12 protein-coding genes and 2 tRNA genes are annotated in these 19,008 nt (G+C 66.7%); 5 read left to right on the top strand and 9 right to left on the bottom strand.

All coding sequences use genetic code 11. From position 1 onward, the window contains the following. The first annotated feature begins 271 nt into the window (after nucleotides 1–271). A complete protein-coding gene (locus ACMPH2_RS03915) occupies nucleotides 272–706 on the top strand; it encodes a hypothetical protein (protein ID WP_129583261.1) in 435 nt (144 codons plus the stop codon). A 227-nt stretch (nucleotides 707–933) separates the two neighbouring features. On the opposite strand, the gene ACMPH2_RS03910 is transcribed toward ACMPH2_RS03915, so the two are convergent. Then, entirely contained in the window at nucleotides 934–1,587 is a 654-nt protein-coding gene (locus ACMPH2_RS03910; RefSeq protein WP_417118709.1) for an integrase core domain-containing protein, read from the bottom strand. A gap of 61 nt (nucleotides 1,588–1,648) precedes the next feature. Here ACMPH2_RS03910 and ACMPH2_RS03905 point away from each other — a divergent pair, with 61 nt between their 5' ends. After that, complete coding sequence (locus ACMPH2_RS03905; protein ID WP_417118685.1) at nucleotides 1,649–2,068, top strand: ATP-binding protein; 420 nt, start codon at nucleotides 1,649–1,651, stop codon at nucleotides 2,066–2,068. Between the two features lie 38 nt (nucleotides 2,069–2,106). On the opposite strand, the gene ACMPH2_RS03900 is transcribed toward ACMPH2_RS03905, so the two are convergent. Beyond that, nucleotides 2,107–3,480, bottom strand: a complete 1,374-nt coding sequence (locus ACMPH2_RS03900; RefSeq protein ID WP_417118684.1) for an ATP-binding protein — start codon at nucleotides 3,478–3,480, stop codon at nucleotides 2,107–2,109. Between the two features lie 544 nt (nucleotides 3,481–4,024). Next, nucleotides 4,025–5,605, bottom strand: a complete 1,581-nt coding sequence (locus tag ACMPH2_RS03895; RefSeq protein WP_417118683.1) for an alpha-amylase — start codon at nucleotides 5,603–5,605, stop codon at nucleotides 4,025–4,027. A 520-nt stretch (nucleotides 5,606–6,125) separates the two neighbouring features. Between ACMPH2_RS03895 and ACMPH2_RS03890 the strand changes: the two genes are divergently transcribed. Beyond that, nucleotides 6,126–7,034, top strand: coding sequence for a TetR family transcriptional regulator (locus ACMPH2_RS03890; protein ID WP_417118682.1), 909 nt, complete (start codon nucleotides 6,126–6,128; stop codon nucleotides 7,032–7,034). 591 nt (nucleotides 7,035–7,625) lie between these two features. Here ACMPH2_RS03890 and carB read toward each other — a convergent pair. Together carB and carA are read right to left on the bottom strand one after the other, a co-directional pair. After that, nucleotides 7,626–10,958 carry a carbamoyl-phosphate synthase large subunit gene (gene carB, locus ACMPH2_RS03885; RefSeq protein WP_417118681.1) on the bottom strand — a complete coding sequence of 1,111 codons (3,333 nt, stop codon included), beginning with the start codon at nucleotides 10,956–10,958 and terminating at the stop codon, nucleotides 7,626–7,628. Further along, nucleotides 10,958–12,322, bottom strand: a complete 1,365-nt coding sequence (gene carA / locus ACMPH2_RS03880) for a glutamine-hydrolyzing carbamoyl-phosphate synthase small subunit (protein WP_417118680.1) — start codon at nucleotides 12,320–12,322, stop codon at nucleotides 10,958–10,960. Before carA ends, carB begins: the two co-directional genes overlap by 1 nt. An 832-nt stretch (nucleotides 12,323–13,154) precedes the next feature. Here carA and ACMPH2_RS03875 point away from each other — a divergent pair. Next, nucleotides 13,155–14,723, top strand: coding sequence for a DUF2130 domain-containing protein (locus tag ACMPH2_RS03875; protein ID WP_417118679.1), 1,569 nt, complete (start codon nucleotides 13,155–13,157; stop codon nucleotides 14,721–14,723). A 311-nt stretch (nucleotides 14,724–15,034) separates the two neighbouring features. Here ACMPH2_RS03875 and gdhA read toward each other — a convergent pair whose 3' ends face one another. The 4 genes from gdhA to ACMPH2_RS03855 all read right to left on the bottom strand — a co-directional run bounded on the left by gdhA (nucleotide 15,035) and on the right by ACMPH2_RS03855 (nucleotide 17,403). Then, nucleotides 15,035–16,366, bottom strand: a complete 1,332-nt coding sequence (gene gdhA / locus ACMPH2_RS03870; RefSeq protein WP_417118678.1) for an NADP-specific glutamate dehydrogenase — start codon at nucleotides 16,364–16,366, stop codon at nucleotides 15,035–15,037. Nucleotides 16,367–16,804: 438 nt separating this feature from the next. Continuing rightward, nucleotides 16,805–17,083, bottom strand: coding sequence for a type II toxin-antitoxin system Phd/YefM family antitoxin (locus tag ACMPH2_RS03865; RefSeq protein WP_417118677.1), 279 nt, complete (start codon nucleotides 17,081–17,083; stop codon nucleotides 16,805–16,807). Between the two features lie 164 nt (nucleotides 17,084–17,247). Continuing rightward, nucleotides 17,248–17,323 (bottom strand) — tRNA-Gly (locus ACMPH2_RS03860). Between the two features lie 3 nt (nucleotides 17,324–17,326). Continuing rightward, nucleotides 17,327–17,403 (bottom strand) — tRNA-Pro (locus ACMPH2_RS03855). Between the two features lie 427 nt (nucleotides 17,404–17,830). On the opposite strand from ACMPH2_RS03855, the gene ACMPH2_RS03850 reads away from it, so the two are divergent. Further along, complete coding sequence (locus ACMPH2_RS03850) at nucleotides 17,831–18,790, top strand: diacylglycerol/lipid kinase family protein (RefSeq protein WP_417118676.1); 960 nt, start codon at nucleotides 17,831–17,833, stop codon at nucleotides 18,788–18,790. The last annotated feature ends 218 nt before the right edge of the window (nucleotides 18,791–19,008 follow it).

Raw genomic sequence — 19,008 nt, 5'->3', positions numbered from 1 at the left:
CACCCATTGGTGTGGCCACGCAAAGACGCATGGACATGGAGCATGTAAGAAACAGACAGCGGAAGGGGCTCTAAGGGGCGCACCGTGCGATTCGGTGTTCTGCCGAATGAGAAGATCGCAGAGGGAAGGCACCGCCACCCCGCAGAATAGTGGCTTTCTTCATAATCGCTCAACGAAAAACCTTCGCACAGCGCACCGAATGTATGAAAATGTGACCAAGAGGCTTTCTGCAGCGCGGGGTATCCAGACAGAAGAGAGATGGAGGTTATTGATGATTCGAACCAAAGTCGTACACAGCAACACACCAAAGCCTTATAGAGCTGCAATCATCGAAGCATACAAGTGGGTAGCCGAAGAAGGCGGAACACTCATTTTTGATTTAATGAGTAGGAAAGGAGAAGCAGCCAGCATCCTTGCTGGGAGCATAGGCAAGCTACAAGTTCGAAATGACTTGCAGAGCAAGCGCGTACGCATTGGCGTAGCACGTGGTCAGCATTACGTGCTGGTCGGTCCGAGGATTGCTATTTTTGACGGCTCCAATACTGACATGAGCCGTATCGAGACGCTTCTGGATGACGAGTATTATGACAGCCACATCGCCGAATTGCGCTCATTTACAATGACAGTTGATACGCATCCAAAGTGGACCAACAAATACGCTCCCATTGTGATTGACCGGAGCTCCAATCAACAGCCTAGAAGATAATTATGTAAAATAACAATGAGGTTTATTGAGTTTTGCAATAACGCTCTCGTCGACAATGGTGCTGGCGTCTTCCGTCTCTGCCTGCCTTAATGACATAAGATGAGCAGAACTTAAACACAGTGAGTAGTGTGACACTCAGAAGGACAAATCGAATTGCCACAAAAAAGCGATTGATTCATACACTCTTAGGCCTTGGCAATTCCGGTAATCGAAAAACTCTAGGTAAGTTAGCTGTTGTGTGCCGTGACGTTGTTGACGCCGACTATGCGTGACATCGGCGGGAGGCCTCCGCAGGCGCTGTGGGGCCGCCCCCAATTGTAGTGCCCCAGGAAGGCCGGGAGCGCCCTGGCCCCCTCCTCGTCGCTCCCGTACGCGCGGGCGTACCGCCACTCCTGGGCCGGGGCGCGGTTCGTCCTCTCGACCCTGCCGTTCTGCCAGGGGCCGTACGGCCTGGCGTAGACGTGCCGGACCCCCGCCGCGTCGAGCCACTCGTTGAACGCCCTCGAGCGGTAGCCGCCGCCGTTGCCGGTCATGACCCCCTCGACCCCGACGCCGACGCCGCGGAAGAAGCCCCTGGCGCAGGCACGCGCCGGGACGCCCGTCTCGGCGGCCAGGGCGAGCGGCGCCAGCGGCAGGGACCTCCTCGCCGCCAGCGCCCTCGCCCCGGCCCCGGGCGGCGCGAGCCTGGCCGGCCCCCCCGGCCGGCTCCTGCGGTCGGGGAGGGGCTCGCCGGCCCTCGCCCTCGCGAGCCACTTGTGGGCGGTCTGTCGGCTGACGCCCACGTCCCGCGCGACGGCCGACGCGCGCTCGCCGGAGCGGACCCTGCCGACGAGCCTGCGGCGCCCGAAGGGGGTGAGCCTTGCGTTAGGATGCCGGAACAGGGGGGCTCCTCTCTCTCCGCCGCAACCTTCGACAAGTCACAGCTTGGAGGAGCCCCCCTCCTTGTCACCTGGAAACTGTCAACAACCTGTTGGCACACAACAGCTAGCTTGCCACCTGGCAAGCCTGAACAGCCCCGACGACCTGCGCTTCGGGCAGCTCTACCGGCCCATGCTCCGGAGCTTCGTGGCCTCCGAGGTCATGAAGGCGTGGCTGGCGGCAAGACGGGGACTCGACGGCTTCAGCTACCTCTTCGACGGGGAGGGCCGCGAGCTCGACCTGGTGCTGAGGGAGGGCAACGTGCTGCACCCCATCAAGGTGGACGCCGGTAGGGCGGCACGCGCCGACGAGGCCCAGAGGGAGTTTGCGAGCCTCCAGGGCGTCGACGGCTGCGAGCTGGGCTGGGGCGAGGTCGTATGCCTGGCACGGGACGCCGGTGTGGCAGGACGGGGCGTCGTCGTAACCCCCGCATGGCAGGTCTAGCGGTCAGACTTGTCCTGGCCCCTCTCTAATCCTAAAACCTAAAACTCGACGGGCTCCAGATGCATGTCCCCCATGTGCCCAGCTCCAACCAGCTGGTCCAGGAAGAGCAGCATGTAGAGCGGCAGGTAATAGACCGGCTTCCCAAGCCTCTGCTCGACGGACACGTTGTGCTCCGAGAGCACCAGGGCCTCGTCAATCCTCCAGTCGCTCGTCCTCAGCAGGTTGTTGAGGGCAAGGTGCAGCTTGTAGTCCTTCCCCGACTTGACCTCGAGCGGGATGACCCTGGCGTCCTCGGTCTGGAGCAGGAAGTCCACCTCGCCCTTCCTGCTGTTGTGGAAGTACCAGAGCTCCCTGCCCGACGATGCGAGCTCCTGGGCGACGACGTTCTCGTACACCGCCCCAAAGTTGGCATCCCCCTCGCCCGACACGACCCTCATGGCAGCGAGCCGCGGATATTGCGCCAGCAGGAGCCCGCAGTCAGACGAGTAGAGCTTGAACTTCTCCCCCACCTTGGTCCTTTGGAGGGGGTACTTGGGCTCCGTGACCGCATGAGCGGGAAGCACCACCCCGGCCTCCTCGAGCCAGGCGAAGTCGTCCCTCAGCCGCCCGTGCGTGGCCCCCGCCCTCACGGACGCCATCTGGAAGCGCTTGTTCTCCTTCGCGAGCTGCGAGGGCACGTTGGAGTAGATGGAGCGGACGTTGAGGCTCTTCTCGCCTGCGTACTTGGAGATGTCGAAGCCGTACTGCTCGACGATGTCCAGGCAGACTTGCCGGGCACCGCCGAGGTCCAGCCCGCCCTCGAGGAACGTCGAGACCGCCTCGGGCATGCCACCCACCACGATGTACTGCCTGAAGAGCCTCACCATGCGGTCGTGCAGAGAGTCCTCGACGGGAGTCCTTGCGTCAAGCGCCACATGGAGCTCGTCGATGATGGAGGACGGTACCCCGCTGGCCCAGCAGAACTCCTCGAAGTCCAGGGGGAACATCCGGCGGACCTGCGCGTATCCGACGGGAAACGACGTCACCCCGCCGAGCGTCGTGCCAAGAAGCGAGCCGGAGAGGATGAGGTCGAAGCGGCCGTCCTCCACGATGAACTTGGACAACGTGACGACGTCGTGCCCCAGCTGCTGCACCTCGTCGAGGAAGATCAGCGAGCCCTCGGGGATCGAGCGTCCCGCCACGAGCGAGAGGCGCGAGAGCAGCTCCGTCGAACTCGACGACGCCGCGAGGAAGGCACCGCTCTCCTGGCTCTCGATGAAGTTGACCTCGACGAAGGAGTCGTAGCTCTGCCGCGCGAACTCACGCACAGCGTACGTCTTGCCGACCTGGCGCGCCCCGAGCAGTATGAATGCCTTGCGAGCGCCTGCGGCCTTCCAGCCTTTGAGCTCGTGGAGCATCTTCCTCTTGAGCATGGCCACTCCGTTTCTAGAGCAGAAGGTATTTGCTCAATTATGTCTCTAACACAGAACGATTTCGAGGGTTTGTGTGTCTAAAACAGAAGGAATCTTGGCGATTTTGTTACTGACGCGCGTTTGCTTCGAAGTTTAATGCTTGTCGCGAGACGACGGCCTCGACCCGAGTGCGGCATGCGGGCCGGGGCTGGATGTCGAACGCCCGGGCCGCCCGTCGCCGCAGGCACGCGGGAACGCACTCCGATAACATCGTCCACGCCATCCCGCACGCCGTTGCGCACGCCATTTTGAACGCGCACGCGGTCGCGCACACGGACTCCTCCCGCCAAATGCGGAAACGCCAAGACCAATGTGCGCTTTCGCGTGCTGGGCGTAAGCGACGTGCGTAAGCGCGTGCGGGATGGCGGCTCGTGTGCGTAAGCACGTGTGGGGTAGCGGCTCGATAGCGGCTCGCATGCGCATGCGCGTGCGGAGCGGCGACGGGCGTGCGTTGTCGCGTGCTGGATGGCCGCCAGTCGCTGCCAAACGCCCGAGCCCCTCTCCCCTACTTGCCCTTCCTCGAGCGCGTACGGTGCGGCGCGGCGTTGACGCTTATGGGACAGTACTCGTAGCGCGGTTCCTGCACCTTGCGCACGATTCGGTCTATCGAGCGCAGCACGCGGTCGTGCTCGAGCGAGCTCACGACCTCCTTGCGCACGTACGCGCAGCCGCAGCCCCCGGCGCAGGAAAACTCGCCGAAGCCCTCGTCGTCGATGGTGACGTCCGGCTCCTCGAACCCCGCCACGCAGCAGAAGGTCGAGCCGGCGTGCCGCGCGCCCACGCGCATGCGCTTGGACCCGCCCTCGGCGTCGGTGAGCACCACGGCCACGCCACTCATGGGGTGGGCGTCGTCTCCCTCGCGGGTCCAGCCTATGAGGTTGGCGTCGTCCAGGTAGTCGTTCTGGGGACCGAAGGCGAAGCGCTGGCGTAGCTCCATGAGCAACGGGAGCTCGGCCACGGCGGGGATGTTGCCGTCGTTGGACATGCCGAAGAGGTCCCCGAAGAAGACGCAGGGGTAGCCCGCCTCGCGCAGGAGGATCAGCATGTAGGCGCTGGGCTTGAACCAGTCCTGGACCGTGCTCTGCAGCGCCTGGTTGGGCTGGGTGTCGTGGTTGTCCACGAAGGTGACGGCACGGATGGGCTCGCGCTGCACCAGCGTGTCGTCGAAGACGTGAGCCAGGTCCCTCTCGCCCATGCTGTTGGAGGCGTCAAAGAGCCGGTAGTGCAGCGGCACGTCGAAGAGGCTCATGGGCACCTCGCCCAGGTAGGCCTCCAGGTCGCCCACCTCGGGAGACCAGTACTCCCCCACCGTGAAGAGCTCCTTGCCCGTGGCCTCGCGCAGGCGCGTGAGCCACCGGTGGAAGAACGCGCGCGAGATGTGCTTGAGCGCGTCCAGGCGGAACCCGTCGACGCCGGTGGTCTTGAGGTACCATTCTCCCCAGCGGCCGAGCTCCTCCTCGACGGCGGGCTCGCTCACGTCCACGTCGGAGCCCATGAGGTAATCGTAGTTGCCGTTCTCGGACTTGTCCACGTCCTCGTCCCAGTGCTTGCCGTTAAAGAGGTAGACGCCGGACTCGTGGGTCGACTCGTCCCAGTCGGTGCCGTGGAAGCAGTGCCAGTCCCAGTGGAAGTCGGAGTACTTGTCGGCGCGGCCGGGGAAGCGGTAGCGCGTCCAAGCGCTGATCTGCCGGGGCTCGCCCGCCTGCTCGTTGCGGTTCGTGGGGTTGATGGGGGTCGCCAGGACGTCCTCGCACTCCTCCCCGCCGAAGCGCTGGTTGAGGACGACGTCGGCCAGAACCTGGATGCCCGCCTTCTGGAGGGCGCGGACGGCCGCGAGGTACTCATCGCGCGTGCCGTACTTGGTGCGGACGCTGCCGCACTGGTCGAACTCGCCCAGGTCCCAGGGGTCGTAGACGGCGTAGCCCACGCCCTCGGCCCCTTCGGAGCTCTTGTAGGCGGGCGGCATCCAGACGGAGCTCACGCCCATGTGCGCGAGGGTGGGCGCGAGCTCGGCCAGGCGCTTCCAGTGCGCGCCGTCCGCGGGTAGGTACCAGGAGAACCCCTGGAGCATCATGCCGTTTTCCATGTGAACCTCCGGAGTGTGGGGGTGGGTGGTTGGGTACGGGGCGGGCCGCGCGCGTGGGCACGTGCGGCGGCACCCTGGGTACGGGCGGCGGCGGTGCTGGGCGCGGGCGTGTCGCGGCAGACGCGGGTGCGTACGACGTGCGGCTACGTTGCGGCGCCTCTCTCGCCATGAAAATGCTAGCGCTCGCGAGGCGTAGGCGCAAAGCAGGGTGGCGACGCAAGGTGTCGGGCCAGAGCACCGTGCATGCAACTACGCACGTCGTTAGCGTCGTGCACGCCGTTGCGCACAACATCCGCAACAAGCACGCTGTTTCGCACGCCACACACAGCGAGCACGCTCGAACGCACATCTTTCAGAGCGAGCACGCTCGAACGCACATGGACGCTCTACGCTATCTGGGCAAACGCAGGAGTGCGTGTGCGCAACAGCGTGAACGTCGAAAAACGTGTGCGCAACGGCGTGCCCGACACGCGTAAGCTAGTGGCCGACGCCAGGTGACGCCACCAACAGAGGAGGCAGCATGCCCACGTGGACCAAGCGGCACATCGTCGACGGCTTCGTGCGCCTCCTGCACAAACACAGCTACCCCTCCATCACCGTCGAGATGATCCTAGCCCAGACCGACGTGAGCAAGACGACCTTCTACCGTTACTTCAGGAACAAGTCGGATGTGATGGATGCCTACTTCCAGCAGGTCTACGACGCTGCCATCCTGGACGAGGGCTGCCGCGACCTCGAGGACCTCTTCGCCGCCATCCTGGAGAAGGCGCGCAGCAACCCCGAGCAGTACCGCATGTTCGAGACCACGGGCTACAACTCCTACCTCCAGTTCATCTACCGCTACACCTTTTCCATGGGCAGCAGGATCATCGAGACCGCCTGGAAGCGGAGCCTGAGCGAGGCCAAGTCCCTGCACGTCGCCTTCTTCTGCGCCGGGGGCAGCCACATGACGGTCGAGGAGATTCCAGCCCCGCAATTCGCCTTCCTCAAGAGCCTGTTCTTCACGTACTACGGACCGACCGTCATCGAGGTCACCGAGCGGCTGGGCCTGGACTACGACGAGTACCGCTGCGACGTGGAGCAGGTCATGGCCGACGGCGAGATGACGACGTCGAACGCCCACATCATGCCGGGCACCATCGGCACGCACCACTTCGTGATGGCGACCTACGACCACGGCCGCGAGGTGGTGGGCTTCCACTTCAACCACAAGGGGTTGAACCAGATTCTGGCCGACTACAGCGTGGACAAGGCGATCGAGATCTTCGGGGAGCCCCACGTGAGGATGGACATCGACGGCATCATCGACCACGAGGACCCGTTCCTGACCAGCGCCGCGCCCAACGTGAACCTGATTCCGGCGATCGTGGACGCGGAGCCGGGCTACCAGGACGCGCTGGACATACCCTTCGGCCGCGTGCCGCGCTAGCAGGAGAAGGGCGCGGGTCCGCTGAAGGACGAGTGCCACATCATCGCCTGAGGCCCGAGCTAGTCGCGGAGGCGCCGGAAAAACTGCGCATGATTCCTCAGAGTTGTGGAGATGCACAAAGAGAATGAGCTCCTGAACTGGCCAGATGCTAATTTCGACCGAAGTTCGAAAATACCGTGCGCAGTTTTTTGGCCGCACACCTTGCTCCTGCCGCTCGCGCGCTCGGACGCACGACCGCCAGCGCCACCCACGCGCCAACGCACAAGCAAAACGACGAGCACGCTCGAACGCACATCGTCGCCTCACGTTACCTGGGCAAACGTCGAGGCACATGTGCGTAAGAGCGTGCGCGTTGCAGGAGTTGTGCGCAAGAGCGTGCTCGGCACCGGTGGCCGTGTGCAAGAGCGTGCGCGACGACGGTGGCCGTACCCGGTGGCGTGCATAAGAGCGTGCCAGGAGAGAGGCGCGGGCGCACGAGCGTGGAAGCCGCACGCACGCGACGACATGCACCTCTCGTCACGCGCCATCGCGCGTCCCTCTCGCTGCGACGACACGCGCCTCTCGCCTGCCCCTCTCGCCCGAGCCACGGCGCTACAGGTCCTGCAGCGCGACCACGTCCAGCGCGCCGCCACCTCGCGCCCTCACCGCCGCCAGCGCCTGCACCAGCGCGATCGTCGCGGACATCGCCGTCACGCAGCAGATGCCATGGTTCACCGCCGCCGCACGCAGCCGCGCCCCGTCGCCGCGTGAGGCGTGCCCGTGCGGCGTGTTGACGATGAACGCCAGGCTGCCCGACTCCACCAGGTCGAGCGCGTTGGGGTGCCCCTCCGCGACGCGCCTCACCACCTCGCAGGCGATTCCCGCCGCGCGCAGCGTACGAGCGGTCCCCTCGGTGGCCACGATCTTGTAGCCCATGTTGGCCAGCGCCAGCGCCACCGGCGCGATCGCACGTTTGTCGCGGTCGCAGACGGAGACGAACGCCGCACCCTCGCGGGGCATCTCATAGTCGATGGCCTGCCGGGTCTTGGCATACGCCTCCGGGAAGCTCGCGGCGATGCCCATGACCTCGCCGGTCGAGCGCATCTCGGGCCCCAGGACAGAGTCCGCCCCCGGGAAGCGCGCCCACGGCATGACCGCCTCCTTCACGGCGAAGTAGCCCAGCTCGCGCCCCTCGTCCGGCAGCTTGCCGGCAGCCCGGAGCCCCGCGATCGTCTCGCCCACCATGACGCGCGCGGCGAGCCGTGCCAGCGGCACACCCGTGGCCTTGGACGAGAAGGGCACCGTGCGGCTCGCGCGGGGGTTGAGCTCGATGACCAGCAGCTGCTCGTCCTTCACCGCGTACTGCACGTTGAGCAGCCCCACCACGCCCACCGCCAGCGCCAGCCGGTGCGTCACCTCGCGCACCTGCCGCACCATCTGGGCCGAGAGCGAGAACGGTGGGCAGCAGCAGGCGGAGTCCCCGGAGTGGATGCCGCACTCCTCGATGTGCTCGAGCACGGAACCCACGTGGCACTCCCGCCCGTCGCAGAGCGCGTCCACGTCCAGCTCGATAGCGTCCTCGAGGAAAGCGTCCAGGTAGACGGGGTGGTCGGGAGAGACGCGGGTAGCGCGCTCCATGTAGCGACCCAGGTCCTCCTCGCCGTAGACGATGGCCATCCCACGTCCTCCCAGCACGTAGCTGGGACGCACGAGGAGCGGGTAGCCCACGCGACGGACCACCTCGCGGGCCTCCTCGGCCGTGCTCGCCGTGGACGAGGGCGGATAGGCCACCTGCAGGCGGTCGAGCAGCGCGGCGAAGCGGTCGCGGTCCTCGGCCAGGTCGATGGCCTCGGGCTGGGTGCCCAGGATGGGCACGCCCGCGTCGCGGAGGCGCCGGGCCAAGTTGATGGGCGTCTGGCCGCCCAGGGTCACGATCACGCCGAGCGGACGCTCCAGCTCGACGACGTTCATCACGTCCTCGAAGGTCAGCGGCTCGAAGTAGAGCCGGTCGGAGCTGTCGTAGTCGGTGGAGACCGTCTCGGGGTTGCAGTTGACCATGACCGTCTGGAAGCCGCGCTCGCGCAGCGCCGCCGAGGCGTGCACGCAGCAATAGTCGAACTCGATGCCCTGGCCGATGCGGTTTGGACCGGCGGAGAGGATCACCACGCTGCGGCCCGCGGGCGCGGCCTGGGCGGCGGGGACAGGCGCGGCCGCGGCACGGGACCCAGCCGCGAGCGAGGCGCCAGCGCAACTCTCGCCTGGCAGGGCGGCCATGGCAGGCACGGAATCCGCAGGCGCCTCCCCCGCCGCGTAGCCGAAGTAGTGGTAGCCCGTGCGCGAGGCGAACTCCCCGGCGCAGCTGTCCACGCTGCGGCGCCGGGGCACGACGCCCAGCGCCTCGCGGACGCCGCGCACCACGTCCTCGCCCGAGCCGACGAGGCGCGCGATCTGCAGGTCGGAGAAGCCGAGCTGCTTGGCAGCGAGGAGCCCCTCCGCGCCAAGCCCCGCCAGACCCCGCCGCGCGATCTCGCTCTCCGCCCGGACGACGTCCCTCATGCGGCAGAGGAACCAGGCGTCCACGCCCGTGGCCTCGTGCAGGCGCGCCACGTCCCAGCCGCGCCTCAGGGCCTCGCCCAGCCAGAGGACGCGCTCCGGCGTGGGGCGCGACACCAGATCGAGCAGGCGGTCGTCGTTCGTCTCGTCCGCCTCCGGGGGGCTCACCAGGCCGGCCCAGCCGCGCTCCAGCGAGCGCAGGGCCTTCTGCAGCGCCTCCTCGAAGCAGCCGCCCATGGCCATGGCCTCGCCCACCGACTTCATGCGGGTGGTGAGCTCCTCGCTCGTGCCCTCGAACTTCTCGAAGGCGAAGCGCGGCACCTTGACCACGCAGTAGTCGATCGAGGGCTCGAAGCAGGCGGGCGTCGCGCGGGTGATGTCGTTCTGGATTTCGTCCAGGGTGTAGCCGACGGAGAGCAGCGCCGCCATCTTGGCGATGGGGAACCCCGTGGCCTTGGAGGCCAGCGCCGACGAGCGGCTCACGCGCGGGTTCATCTCTATGACCACGACCTCGCCCGTCGTGGGGCTGACGGCGAACTGCACGTTGGAGCCGCCGCAGGCGACGCCCACCCGCTCCAGGATGGCAAGCGAGTGGTCGCGCAGGCGCTGGAGCTCGCGGTCGGTGAGGGTCTGGGCGGGGGCCACGGTGATGGAGTCTCCTGTGTGGACGCCCATGGGGTCGAGGTTCTCGATGGAGCAGACCACGATTCCGTTGCCCGCGGAGTCGCGCATGACCTCCACCTCTATCTCCTTCCAGCCCTCGAGGTCCTGCTCCACCAGCACCTCGTGGGCGGGCGAGAGCGCGAGCCCCTCGCGCGCGATGTCAGCGAGCTCGACCTCGTCGTGGGCCATGCCGCCGCCGGCCCCGCCCAGGGTGAAGGCGGGCCGCACCACGACGGGGTAGCCCAGCTGTGCCGCGACCCCCGCGCACTCCTCGAGCGAGTGGGCCACGCCCGAGTCCGCCACGCGCAGGCCGATGTCACCCATGGCCCGAGCGAAGAGCTCGCGGTCCTCGCCGGTCTGTATGGAGGCTATGTCGCAGCCGATGACCTCGACGCCCCAGCGCGCGAGCACGCCCGCCTCGTCCAGCGCCACCGCGCAGTTGAGAGCCGTCTGACCGCCCATGTTGGGGAGAAGCGCGTCCGGCCGCTCCCGCTCGATGACCTTCTCCACGCTGGCCACGGTGATGGGCTCCACGTAGGTGCGGTCGGCGGTCTGGGGGTCGGTCATGATGGTTGCGGGGTTGGAGTTGACCAGCACGACCTCGTATCCCTCCTCGCGCAGGGCCCGGCAGGCCTGCGTGCCGGAGTAGTCGAACTCGCAGGCCTGGCCGATGACGATGGGACCGGAGCCGATGACCAGGACCTTGTGGATGTCGTCGCGACGGGGCATCAGAGGGACCTCCCTTCGGGGGCGGGGACGGCGGGCGTGGAGGCGGCGGGGGCGTGCGACGCAGCGGCTGGTTCGGGCGCGTGCGACGCAGCGGCGGGGACGGGCGACGTTGCGGCTAGTTCGGGCGCGGGCGCGAGGTAGTCCGCCTCGCCGTCCACGAGGCGCCTGAACGAGTCGAAGGCGTAGGAGGAGTCGCTGGGCCCGGGCGCGGCCTCGGGGTGATACTGCAGGCAGAAGGCGCGCGCGTCCAGGAACTGGAGGCCTTCGAGGCTTCCGTCGTTGAGGTTCACGTGCGTGAGGCGGATACGGCCGTAGCGCCCGTTGGCGACCACCGGCGCCACGCGACGGCGGCTCCAGTGCCTGAGGTCGTCGTGGTGGCGCGCCTCTCCCCCGCTGAGCTCGGGGACGAGCGGGCCTAGGCTCGCGAAGTCCGGCACGTAGTTGTGGTTCTGGGCCGTGACCTCGACCTTTCCCGTGAGGAGGTTCATCACGGGCTCGTTGCCCCCGTGGTGGCCGTAGGGGAGCTTCAGCACGCTGCCACCCGCTGCCAGGGCCATGAGCTGGGTTCCCAGGCAGATGCCGAAGACGGGGAGCCTGCCCAGGAGGGCGCGGGTGGCCTCCTGGGTCGCGCCGACGCTCTGGGGGTTGCCGGGGCCGTTCGAGAGGAAGGCGGCGTCGGGGGCCTGCGCCAGCGCCTTTTCGGCAGGGGTGTCCCAGGGCACGACGACGAGCTCGAAGCCACGCGCGCGCAGGGCGTCGGCGATGCCGCGCTTCATGCCGCAGTCGTAGGCGACGACGCGACGGGGACGGACGGCAGCCGTGCCCAGCGGGGAAAGCACGGTCCTCTCCCCCACGCTGACGTCGGCGACGTGGTTGTGGCTGCCTATGCCCGCGCTCGCCCGCACGCGCGCGACCAGGCTCCTCGGGTCGAGGTCCGTGGTCGAGACCGCCGCCCTCATGGCGCCCGCCTCGCGGACCCTCAGCGTGAGCGCGCGCGTGTCCACACCCTGGATGGCCACGACGCCCTCCTGCCGCAGGTAGTCGGGCAGGCTCTGGACGCTCTGCCAGTTGCTCGGCTCGAAGCACATGTCACGCACCACCAGGGCCCTGAGCGCCGGCGCCGCTGCCTGGCCGTCGCTGGCGGTAACGCCGTAGTTCCCCACCTGCGGATAGGTCAGCGTCACGATCTGGCCCGCATAGCTGGGGTCGGTCACGATCTCTTGGTAGCCGGTCATCGAGGTGTTGAACACCAGCTCGCCGAAGGCCTCACCCTCGGCGCCGCAGCACTGGCCGGCGTAGCAGCTGCCGTCCTCCAGCGCCAGGAGTGCCCTGGGCAGCCGGTCCGCACCCGCGAGTAGGTTCATCGGAGCTCCTTTCCCCTGCGACGCCCTGCGCAAAAAGGGGCACCCGCGGCCTGCGGATGCCCCTCCTGGCGAGGTGTCGCTTGCGTCCTTGGCGGCGTCTCGCGCCACCGTTAAAGGCTTGAACGCATTCTAGGTGCCAGATATTCAAATCTGCGCAAATTGCGAGAGCGTTTATCTGCTTGTCACAGTTCCAGGCGAGAGGGGCATCACGGACGTCAGCGGGGGCGTCGCGCACGCGCGAACGCACACGTGGCGCAAGACTGGCGACACCACGCACACGCGAACGCACGATCTTCTCGCCTGCCACGCATGAACGCACATGTTGCGCAGCCGTGGCGGCACCGCGCACGCGCGAATGCACATTTGACATCACCGCTCACGCGTGAACGCACGTGCCTCTCACCTTCCACGCGTTTGCGCACGCTTTTCTCATCCTCCACGCGCCAACGCACAATCAAACCATCGAGCACGCTCAAACGCACATCACCGCCCCACGTTACCTGGGCAAACGTCGCGGCCAATGTGCGCAAGAGCGTGCGCGCTGAAAAAGCCGTGCGTTCAAGCGTGCTCGATGCCAGCGGCAGTGCGCAAGAGCGTGCACGCTGAAAAAGCTGTGCGCAAGAGCGTGCTCGCGCTCAGATTCTGTGCGCAATTGCATGCTGGGTGAGAAAGGCATGTACGACGGCGTGAATGGCATGCACGACGAAGCGCCCGGCACGCAGGCGGCCACGGCGTACCCGACCGCCACCGGAGCGGCTCCCAATCATGTCCCACCCCTGAGCTAAGCTGTGTCCATCACACGACCCGTCTTTCCTCGTACCAAGGAGCGTCCATGGCAACCATCGTCTGCCCACACTGCCACCAGAGCTTCGAGCTGGAGAGCTCGGACTACCAGGACATCGTGAGCCAGGTGCGCACCAGCGAGTTCGAGCGCGAGCTGCACGAGCGCCACCAGCTCATGGAGGGGCAGAAGGCCTCCGAGCTGGCGGAGGAGCGCGCCAAGTCCCAGCTCGAGCTGCAGCGCTTGCAGTCGGAGCTCAACCAGGAGCTCGCCCAGCTCAGGGAGCGCCTCGCCGCCTCTGACGACGCGCGCGCCTCGGCGGTACGCGAGGCGCGGCTCTCGGTCGAGCAGGAACGCGTCAAGGTGGAGCGTGAGCGCGACGAGCTTGCGGCCCGGCTCTCCAAGAGCGAGGACGCCACGAAGCTCGCGCAGGAGAGGACCCGCTCCGAGCTCCAGGCCCAGCAGGCCGAGCTCCAGGCCGAGGTCGCGCGACTCAAGGCCGAGCTCCAGGCGCAGCAGGCCCAAGCGGCGCGCGAGCGTCAGCTGGCCGACGCCCAGGCGAAGTCCGAGCTCCAGGCCGAGCGCTCCCGCCTCGAGCTCGAGCTCTCCCGCGCCAAGGACAGCCTGGAGTCCCAGGCCCAGTCGGCACGCCAGGCGGAGGAGCTCGCCGTGCAGCGCGCCACCTCCGAGCTCCGCACCCAGTGCGTGGCGCTCGAGGGGCAGCTCGCCCAGCGCGACAGCCAGCGCAACGAGCTCGAGGCACGCTACCGCGAGAAGCTCAACGAGGCGCAGAAGTCCCAGGAAGAGATCGTGCGCATCAAGGACGACGAGATAGAGCGTCTCAAGGACTACCGCCTGCGGCTCACGGTGAAGATGACGGGAGAGAGCCTCGAGCAGCACTGCCAGCAGGAGTTTAACCGCTGGCGCTCCCAGGACCCCTCCTCGTTCAAGAACATCTACTTCGAGAAGGACAACGAGGCCGTCGAGGGCACCAAGGGCGACTTCGTGTATCGCGAGACGGACGACGAAGGCAACGAGCTTCTCTCCATCATGTTCGAGATGAAGAACGAGGAGCTGGGCTCCACCAACAAGAAGACAAACGAGTCCCACCTGGCCAAGCTTGACCGCGACCGCCAGAAGAAGGGCTGCGAGTACGCGGTGCTGGTATCGATGCTCGAGCTCGACAGCGACTACTACAACCAGGGCATCGTGGACATGTCATATCGCTATCCCAAGATGTACGTGGTGAGGCCTCAGTTCTTCCTGCTGATCATCGCCCTCCTGCGCAACGCCGCCCAGAAGTCCCAGGACTTGCGCCTGCAGATTGCCCAGATGAGGAGCGAGCAGATCGACATCACGAACTTCGAGGACGCCCTGGGCGACTTCCAGGACAAGTTCGGCCGCAACGTGGAACTTGCCAACAAGAAGTTCAACACGGCGGTGGAAGAGATCGACAAGACCATCACCCACCTGCAGAAGGTGAAGGAGAACCTGCTGGGCTCCCAGAACAACCTGCGCCTGGCGGACGAGAAGGCGAACAAGCTCACCATCAAGCGCCTCACCAAGAACAGCCCCATGCTGGCCGAGCGCTTCCGCGAGCTGGACGACAACAAGGGCTAGGGACGCCCGCAGGCGAGAGGGACACGCCTGCGGGGCCGGGGCAGGCTGTGCGCTGGCACCGCCGCCGTCTTGGCTCTCCCTAGCGCTGCCCGCGGGGCCGGGGCAGGCTGCCAGACGGATGCCCCGCATGTCTCCCGCACGGGCAGAGACCAGGCGCCGCGGGCCGCCGCCTTATCGCGGGCGTCGCCTTGCCGCTCCCGACCGCGACCGCGATCGCATGCCTCCCGCACAAGCAGGGGGGGAGCCGGACCAAGCCCGACTCCCCCCTTGCCTTGCAAGACGATGGCGGCAGCGCCGCCACGTCGGACGTGCTAGCAGACGCCCTGGGCCATCATGGCGTCGGCGACCTTGAGGAAGCCGGCGATGTTGGCGCCGAAGACGAGGTCGCCCTCGTGGCCGTACTCCTTGGCGGCGTCGTAGGCGGCGGCGTAGATGGAGTCCATGATGCCGTGGAGCTTCTCGTCGACCTCGTCGAAGGTCCAGGAGAGGTGCTCGTGGTTCTGGCTCATCTCCAGGCCGGAGGTCGCGACGCCACCGGCGTTGGCAGCCTTGCCGGGGGCAAAGAATACGCCGTTCTCCTTGAGGTACTGCGTCGCCTCGAGGGTGGTGGGCATGTTGGCGCCCTCCACCACGTAGCCGCAGCCGTTGGCAACGAGCCTCTGGGCGTCGGCGAGCTCGAGCTCGTTCTGGGTCGCGCAGGGCATGGCGATGTCGCAGTTCTCGCCCCAGGGACGCTCGCCCTCGTGGTAGGTCGCGCCGGGACGGGCGGCGACGTACTCGCTGATGCGACCGCGGCGGCCCTGCTTGATGTCGACGAGGGTGTCGAAGTCGATGCCCTCGGAGTCATAGACGTAGCCGTTGGAGTCGGAGGCGGTCACGACCTTGGCACCCAGCTGCTCGGCCTTCTGGATGGCGTACTGCGCGACGTTGCCGGAGCCCGAGACCGCGACGACCTTGCCCTCGATGGACTCGCCGCGCTGCTTGAGCATGTTGAGCAGGAAGTACACCGCGCCGTAGCCGGTGGCCTCGGTGCGGGCGAGCGAGCCGCCGTACGAGAGGCCCTTGCCGGTGAGCACGGAGGACCAGCTGTTGGTGAGGCGCTTGTACTGGCCGAAGAGGTAGCCGATCTCGCGCGCGCCGGTGCCGATGTCGCCCGCGGGGACGTCGGTGTCGGGGCCGATGTGCTTCACGAGCTCGGTCATGAAGGACTGGCAGAAGCGCATGACCTCGGCATCGGACTTGCCCTTGGGGTCGAAGTCGGAGCCGCCCTTGCCGCCGCCCATGGGAAGCGTGGTGAGGGAGTTCTTGAAGATCTGCTCGAAGCCCAGGAACTTGAGGATGCCCAGGTTGACGGAGGGATGCAGGCGCAGGCCGCCCTTGTAGGGACCGATGGCACTGTTGAACTGCACACGGTAGCCACGGTTGACCTGGACCTTGCCGGCATCGTCCACCCAGGGCACGCGGAAGATGACGATGCGCTCGGGCTCGACGAGGCGCTCGAGCAGGGCAGCCTTCTCAAACTCGGGATGCGCGTCGAGGGCGGGCTGCAGGGTCGTGAGGACCTCCTCGGCCGCCTGGATGAACTCCGGCTGGTCGGAGTAGCGCTCCTTCAGCTCGGCGATGACCTTCTCGGAATAGGACATGGTCTCTCCCCTCAAGGGTTGTGACGCAATGCGGACGGCTAAAGAATAGGCATCGGGTTGGGGGCGGGCTAGGACATTCACGGTGCGTAACTCAATCGACATGCATAAGAAACCGTACTTGCAGACCGTCTGCACGCAGGCGGGGCCGTCGAGTTCGCGGGCGGGGCGTGCCTTCTGGGCGCGCGGGGCGACGCCGGTGGCGAAGTTCTGCGACACGTGCGGCGGAATCCTGCAACACGTTAAGTCGGTTGCGGAGTTTGGGACTTTTAGAGCCTGCAGCTGACTCCAGGCTAACAGGTCGTTTACGGGCGAGAGACACCATGGGCACAGTCAGTTGCGGACTTCTCCCCTTTTAGAGTCCGCAACTGATGTCGAACGCGCGGCTGGACGGCCGAGCGTGCGATGGAACGGCATAGTGCGCAATCGAGCGGCCTCGCGTCAGTCCTTGGCGTTCTGCGGCCCGATGCGCCGGCGAAGTGCCTGGGCAGCCGTACCCGCGGGTCTGGCATTGCCCTCGTCCGCGGCGACGCGCCCTGCGGCAAGGCTCTCGTACAGCGCAAGCCGCGAGGTTAGGTCCTCGTATGCATCCATATCAAGGACTGCAAGGTCACCAGCACCGTTCTTCGTGACGAAGAGGGGTTCGCCGGTCTTATGGCACCAGTCGGAGAGCTCCGCGTAGTTGTTCCTCAGCGTTGTGCTGGAGATGATCTTTGGCATTGTCCCTCCAAACTAAAGTTATTCTTACTTTATTCCACTCTTATTAGTTAACTTTTCGTGCTATTGCAGAACATGGAAAGGTGGCCACACGATGCTGGCAATTGGCGCATAACCCCGCGCGATAAAAAAGCCAGGGCCCCAAAGGACCCTGGCAAGCGAGCGCATGGAGCGGCGGACGGGACTCGAACCCGCAACAGGTAGCTTGGAAGGCTACTGCTCTACCAATTGAACTACCGCCGCATGTGGTCGGGGTGACTGGATTCGAACCAGCGACCCTCTGCTCCCAAAGCAGATGCGCTACCAAGCTGCGCTACACCCCGGAGCCGCTCTAGGATTATACGAGAGTGCCCCGCCCGGGGCAACGCATTCCGCAAAATCGCACCGGTCCCCCCCGACTGCCCCTCCGGGCGGCCTCCGGAACCTGCGACAGAAGGCTCCGGGATTCAACCCCGCGGCAGAAGGAGCGCATTTCAGATTTCAAATGCGCACCCATCTTCGATGAACTGCGGTTTTGCGGAGAGGTGCGCATTTCACGCCTGGAATGCGCACTCCGGCCGTGCCGATGCGCCCCGACCGAGCACCCCGACCACGCCTCCGCGCCACGCCCGAGCGCGCCACCGCGCCCGGGCGCGCCTCTTCCCCCTGCCGCGCCACCGCGACGCTCCCCCGCCCCGACCGGACACGCCCCACCCCAAGTGCTTAGAATGATGGGGCACGGACCGCACCCGTCCCCGAAAGGCCCCCAACATGGCAATACTCAGGCTCGGTCGGACGCTCGTCGTGGCAAACCCCGCCTCGCACAGCGGAAAGGGGGCCGAGGCGGCGGAGCGCGCCCGGCGCTTCTTCGAGTCGTACACCTCTGCCACCGAGTCGTTCGAGCTGGTCATGACCGAGGGCCCCGAGGACGCCAAGCGCCTCGCGGCCGGCGCCGCCCAGATGGACACCCTCATCGTCCTGGGCGGGGACGGCGTCATCCACGAGGCGACGAACGGCCTCATGACCCTGCCCACCGACGCCCGCCCCGCCCTCGCCGTCATCCCCATGGGCTCGGGCAACGACTTCGCTCGCACCATCTCGGCCACCTACAACGACCCCGAGCTCTCCCTGGCCGAGCTTCTCGGCGGCCGCAGGGTCAGCATCGACCTGGGGCACGTGACCAACGAGCACGGCCAGGGCACCCACTTCGTCGAGACCCTCTCCTTTGGCCTGGACGCCGCCATCGCCCTAGACACGACCGACCGCCGCGCCGCCAACACGAGCCAGGAGGGGTCGATGCTCTTCGCCACCTCGGGCGTGAAGGTCTTCTCGTCCGGGCACAAGGGCTACCCCTGCTGCCTCCGCCTCGACGACGGCGACCCCCAGGAGCTGCGCGCCCTCATACTCGCGGTCCAGAACGGCCCCACCTACGGCGGCGGCTTCCGCGTCTGCCCCGACGCGCTGCCCAACGACGGAATGCTGGACGTCTGCTACAACGTGAAGGTGCCCTCCATCCCCCGCCTGCTGGCCCTCTTCGGCCTCGCCCGCTCCGGAAGGCACGTGCGCTCGCGCGTCATCAGGGCCGAGCGCGCGAGAAGGCTCCAGGTCGAGTTCGAGGGAGAGGGCATTCCCTGCCAGGTCGACGGCGAGAGATTCGAGGGCAGGCGCTTCGAGGTCGAGGTGGAGCCACGGGCCCTCGACGTGCTCGTGCCCGCCCGCTGCGGCTGGTAGGCAGCCAGGGACCGGCAGCTACGCCCAAGGCCGACAGTATCCCGGACCGGTAGCTACGCCCAGGCCCGGCAGTATCCAGCCCGGCAGCGCCCAGGCCCGGCAGCATCCAGTCCGGCAGCTACGCCCAGGCCCGGCAGCATCCCGGCCCACAGCCACGCAGCCACGTCCAGCCCACAAGTCCACAGGAAGGGGGACCGCCCGAAGACGGTCCCCCTTGC

Origin of the sequence: Olsenella phocaeensis (assembly GCF_048189965.1) — a bacterium.
Classification (GTDB): Bacteria; Actinomycetota; Coriobacteriia; order Coriobacteriales; family Atopobiaceae; genus Olsenella_I; species Olsenella_I phocaeensis.
The sequence above is the reverse complement of the archived record's forward strand: the minus strand, read 5'-3'. Positions and strand labels throughout refer to the sequence as shown.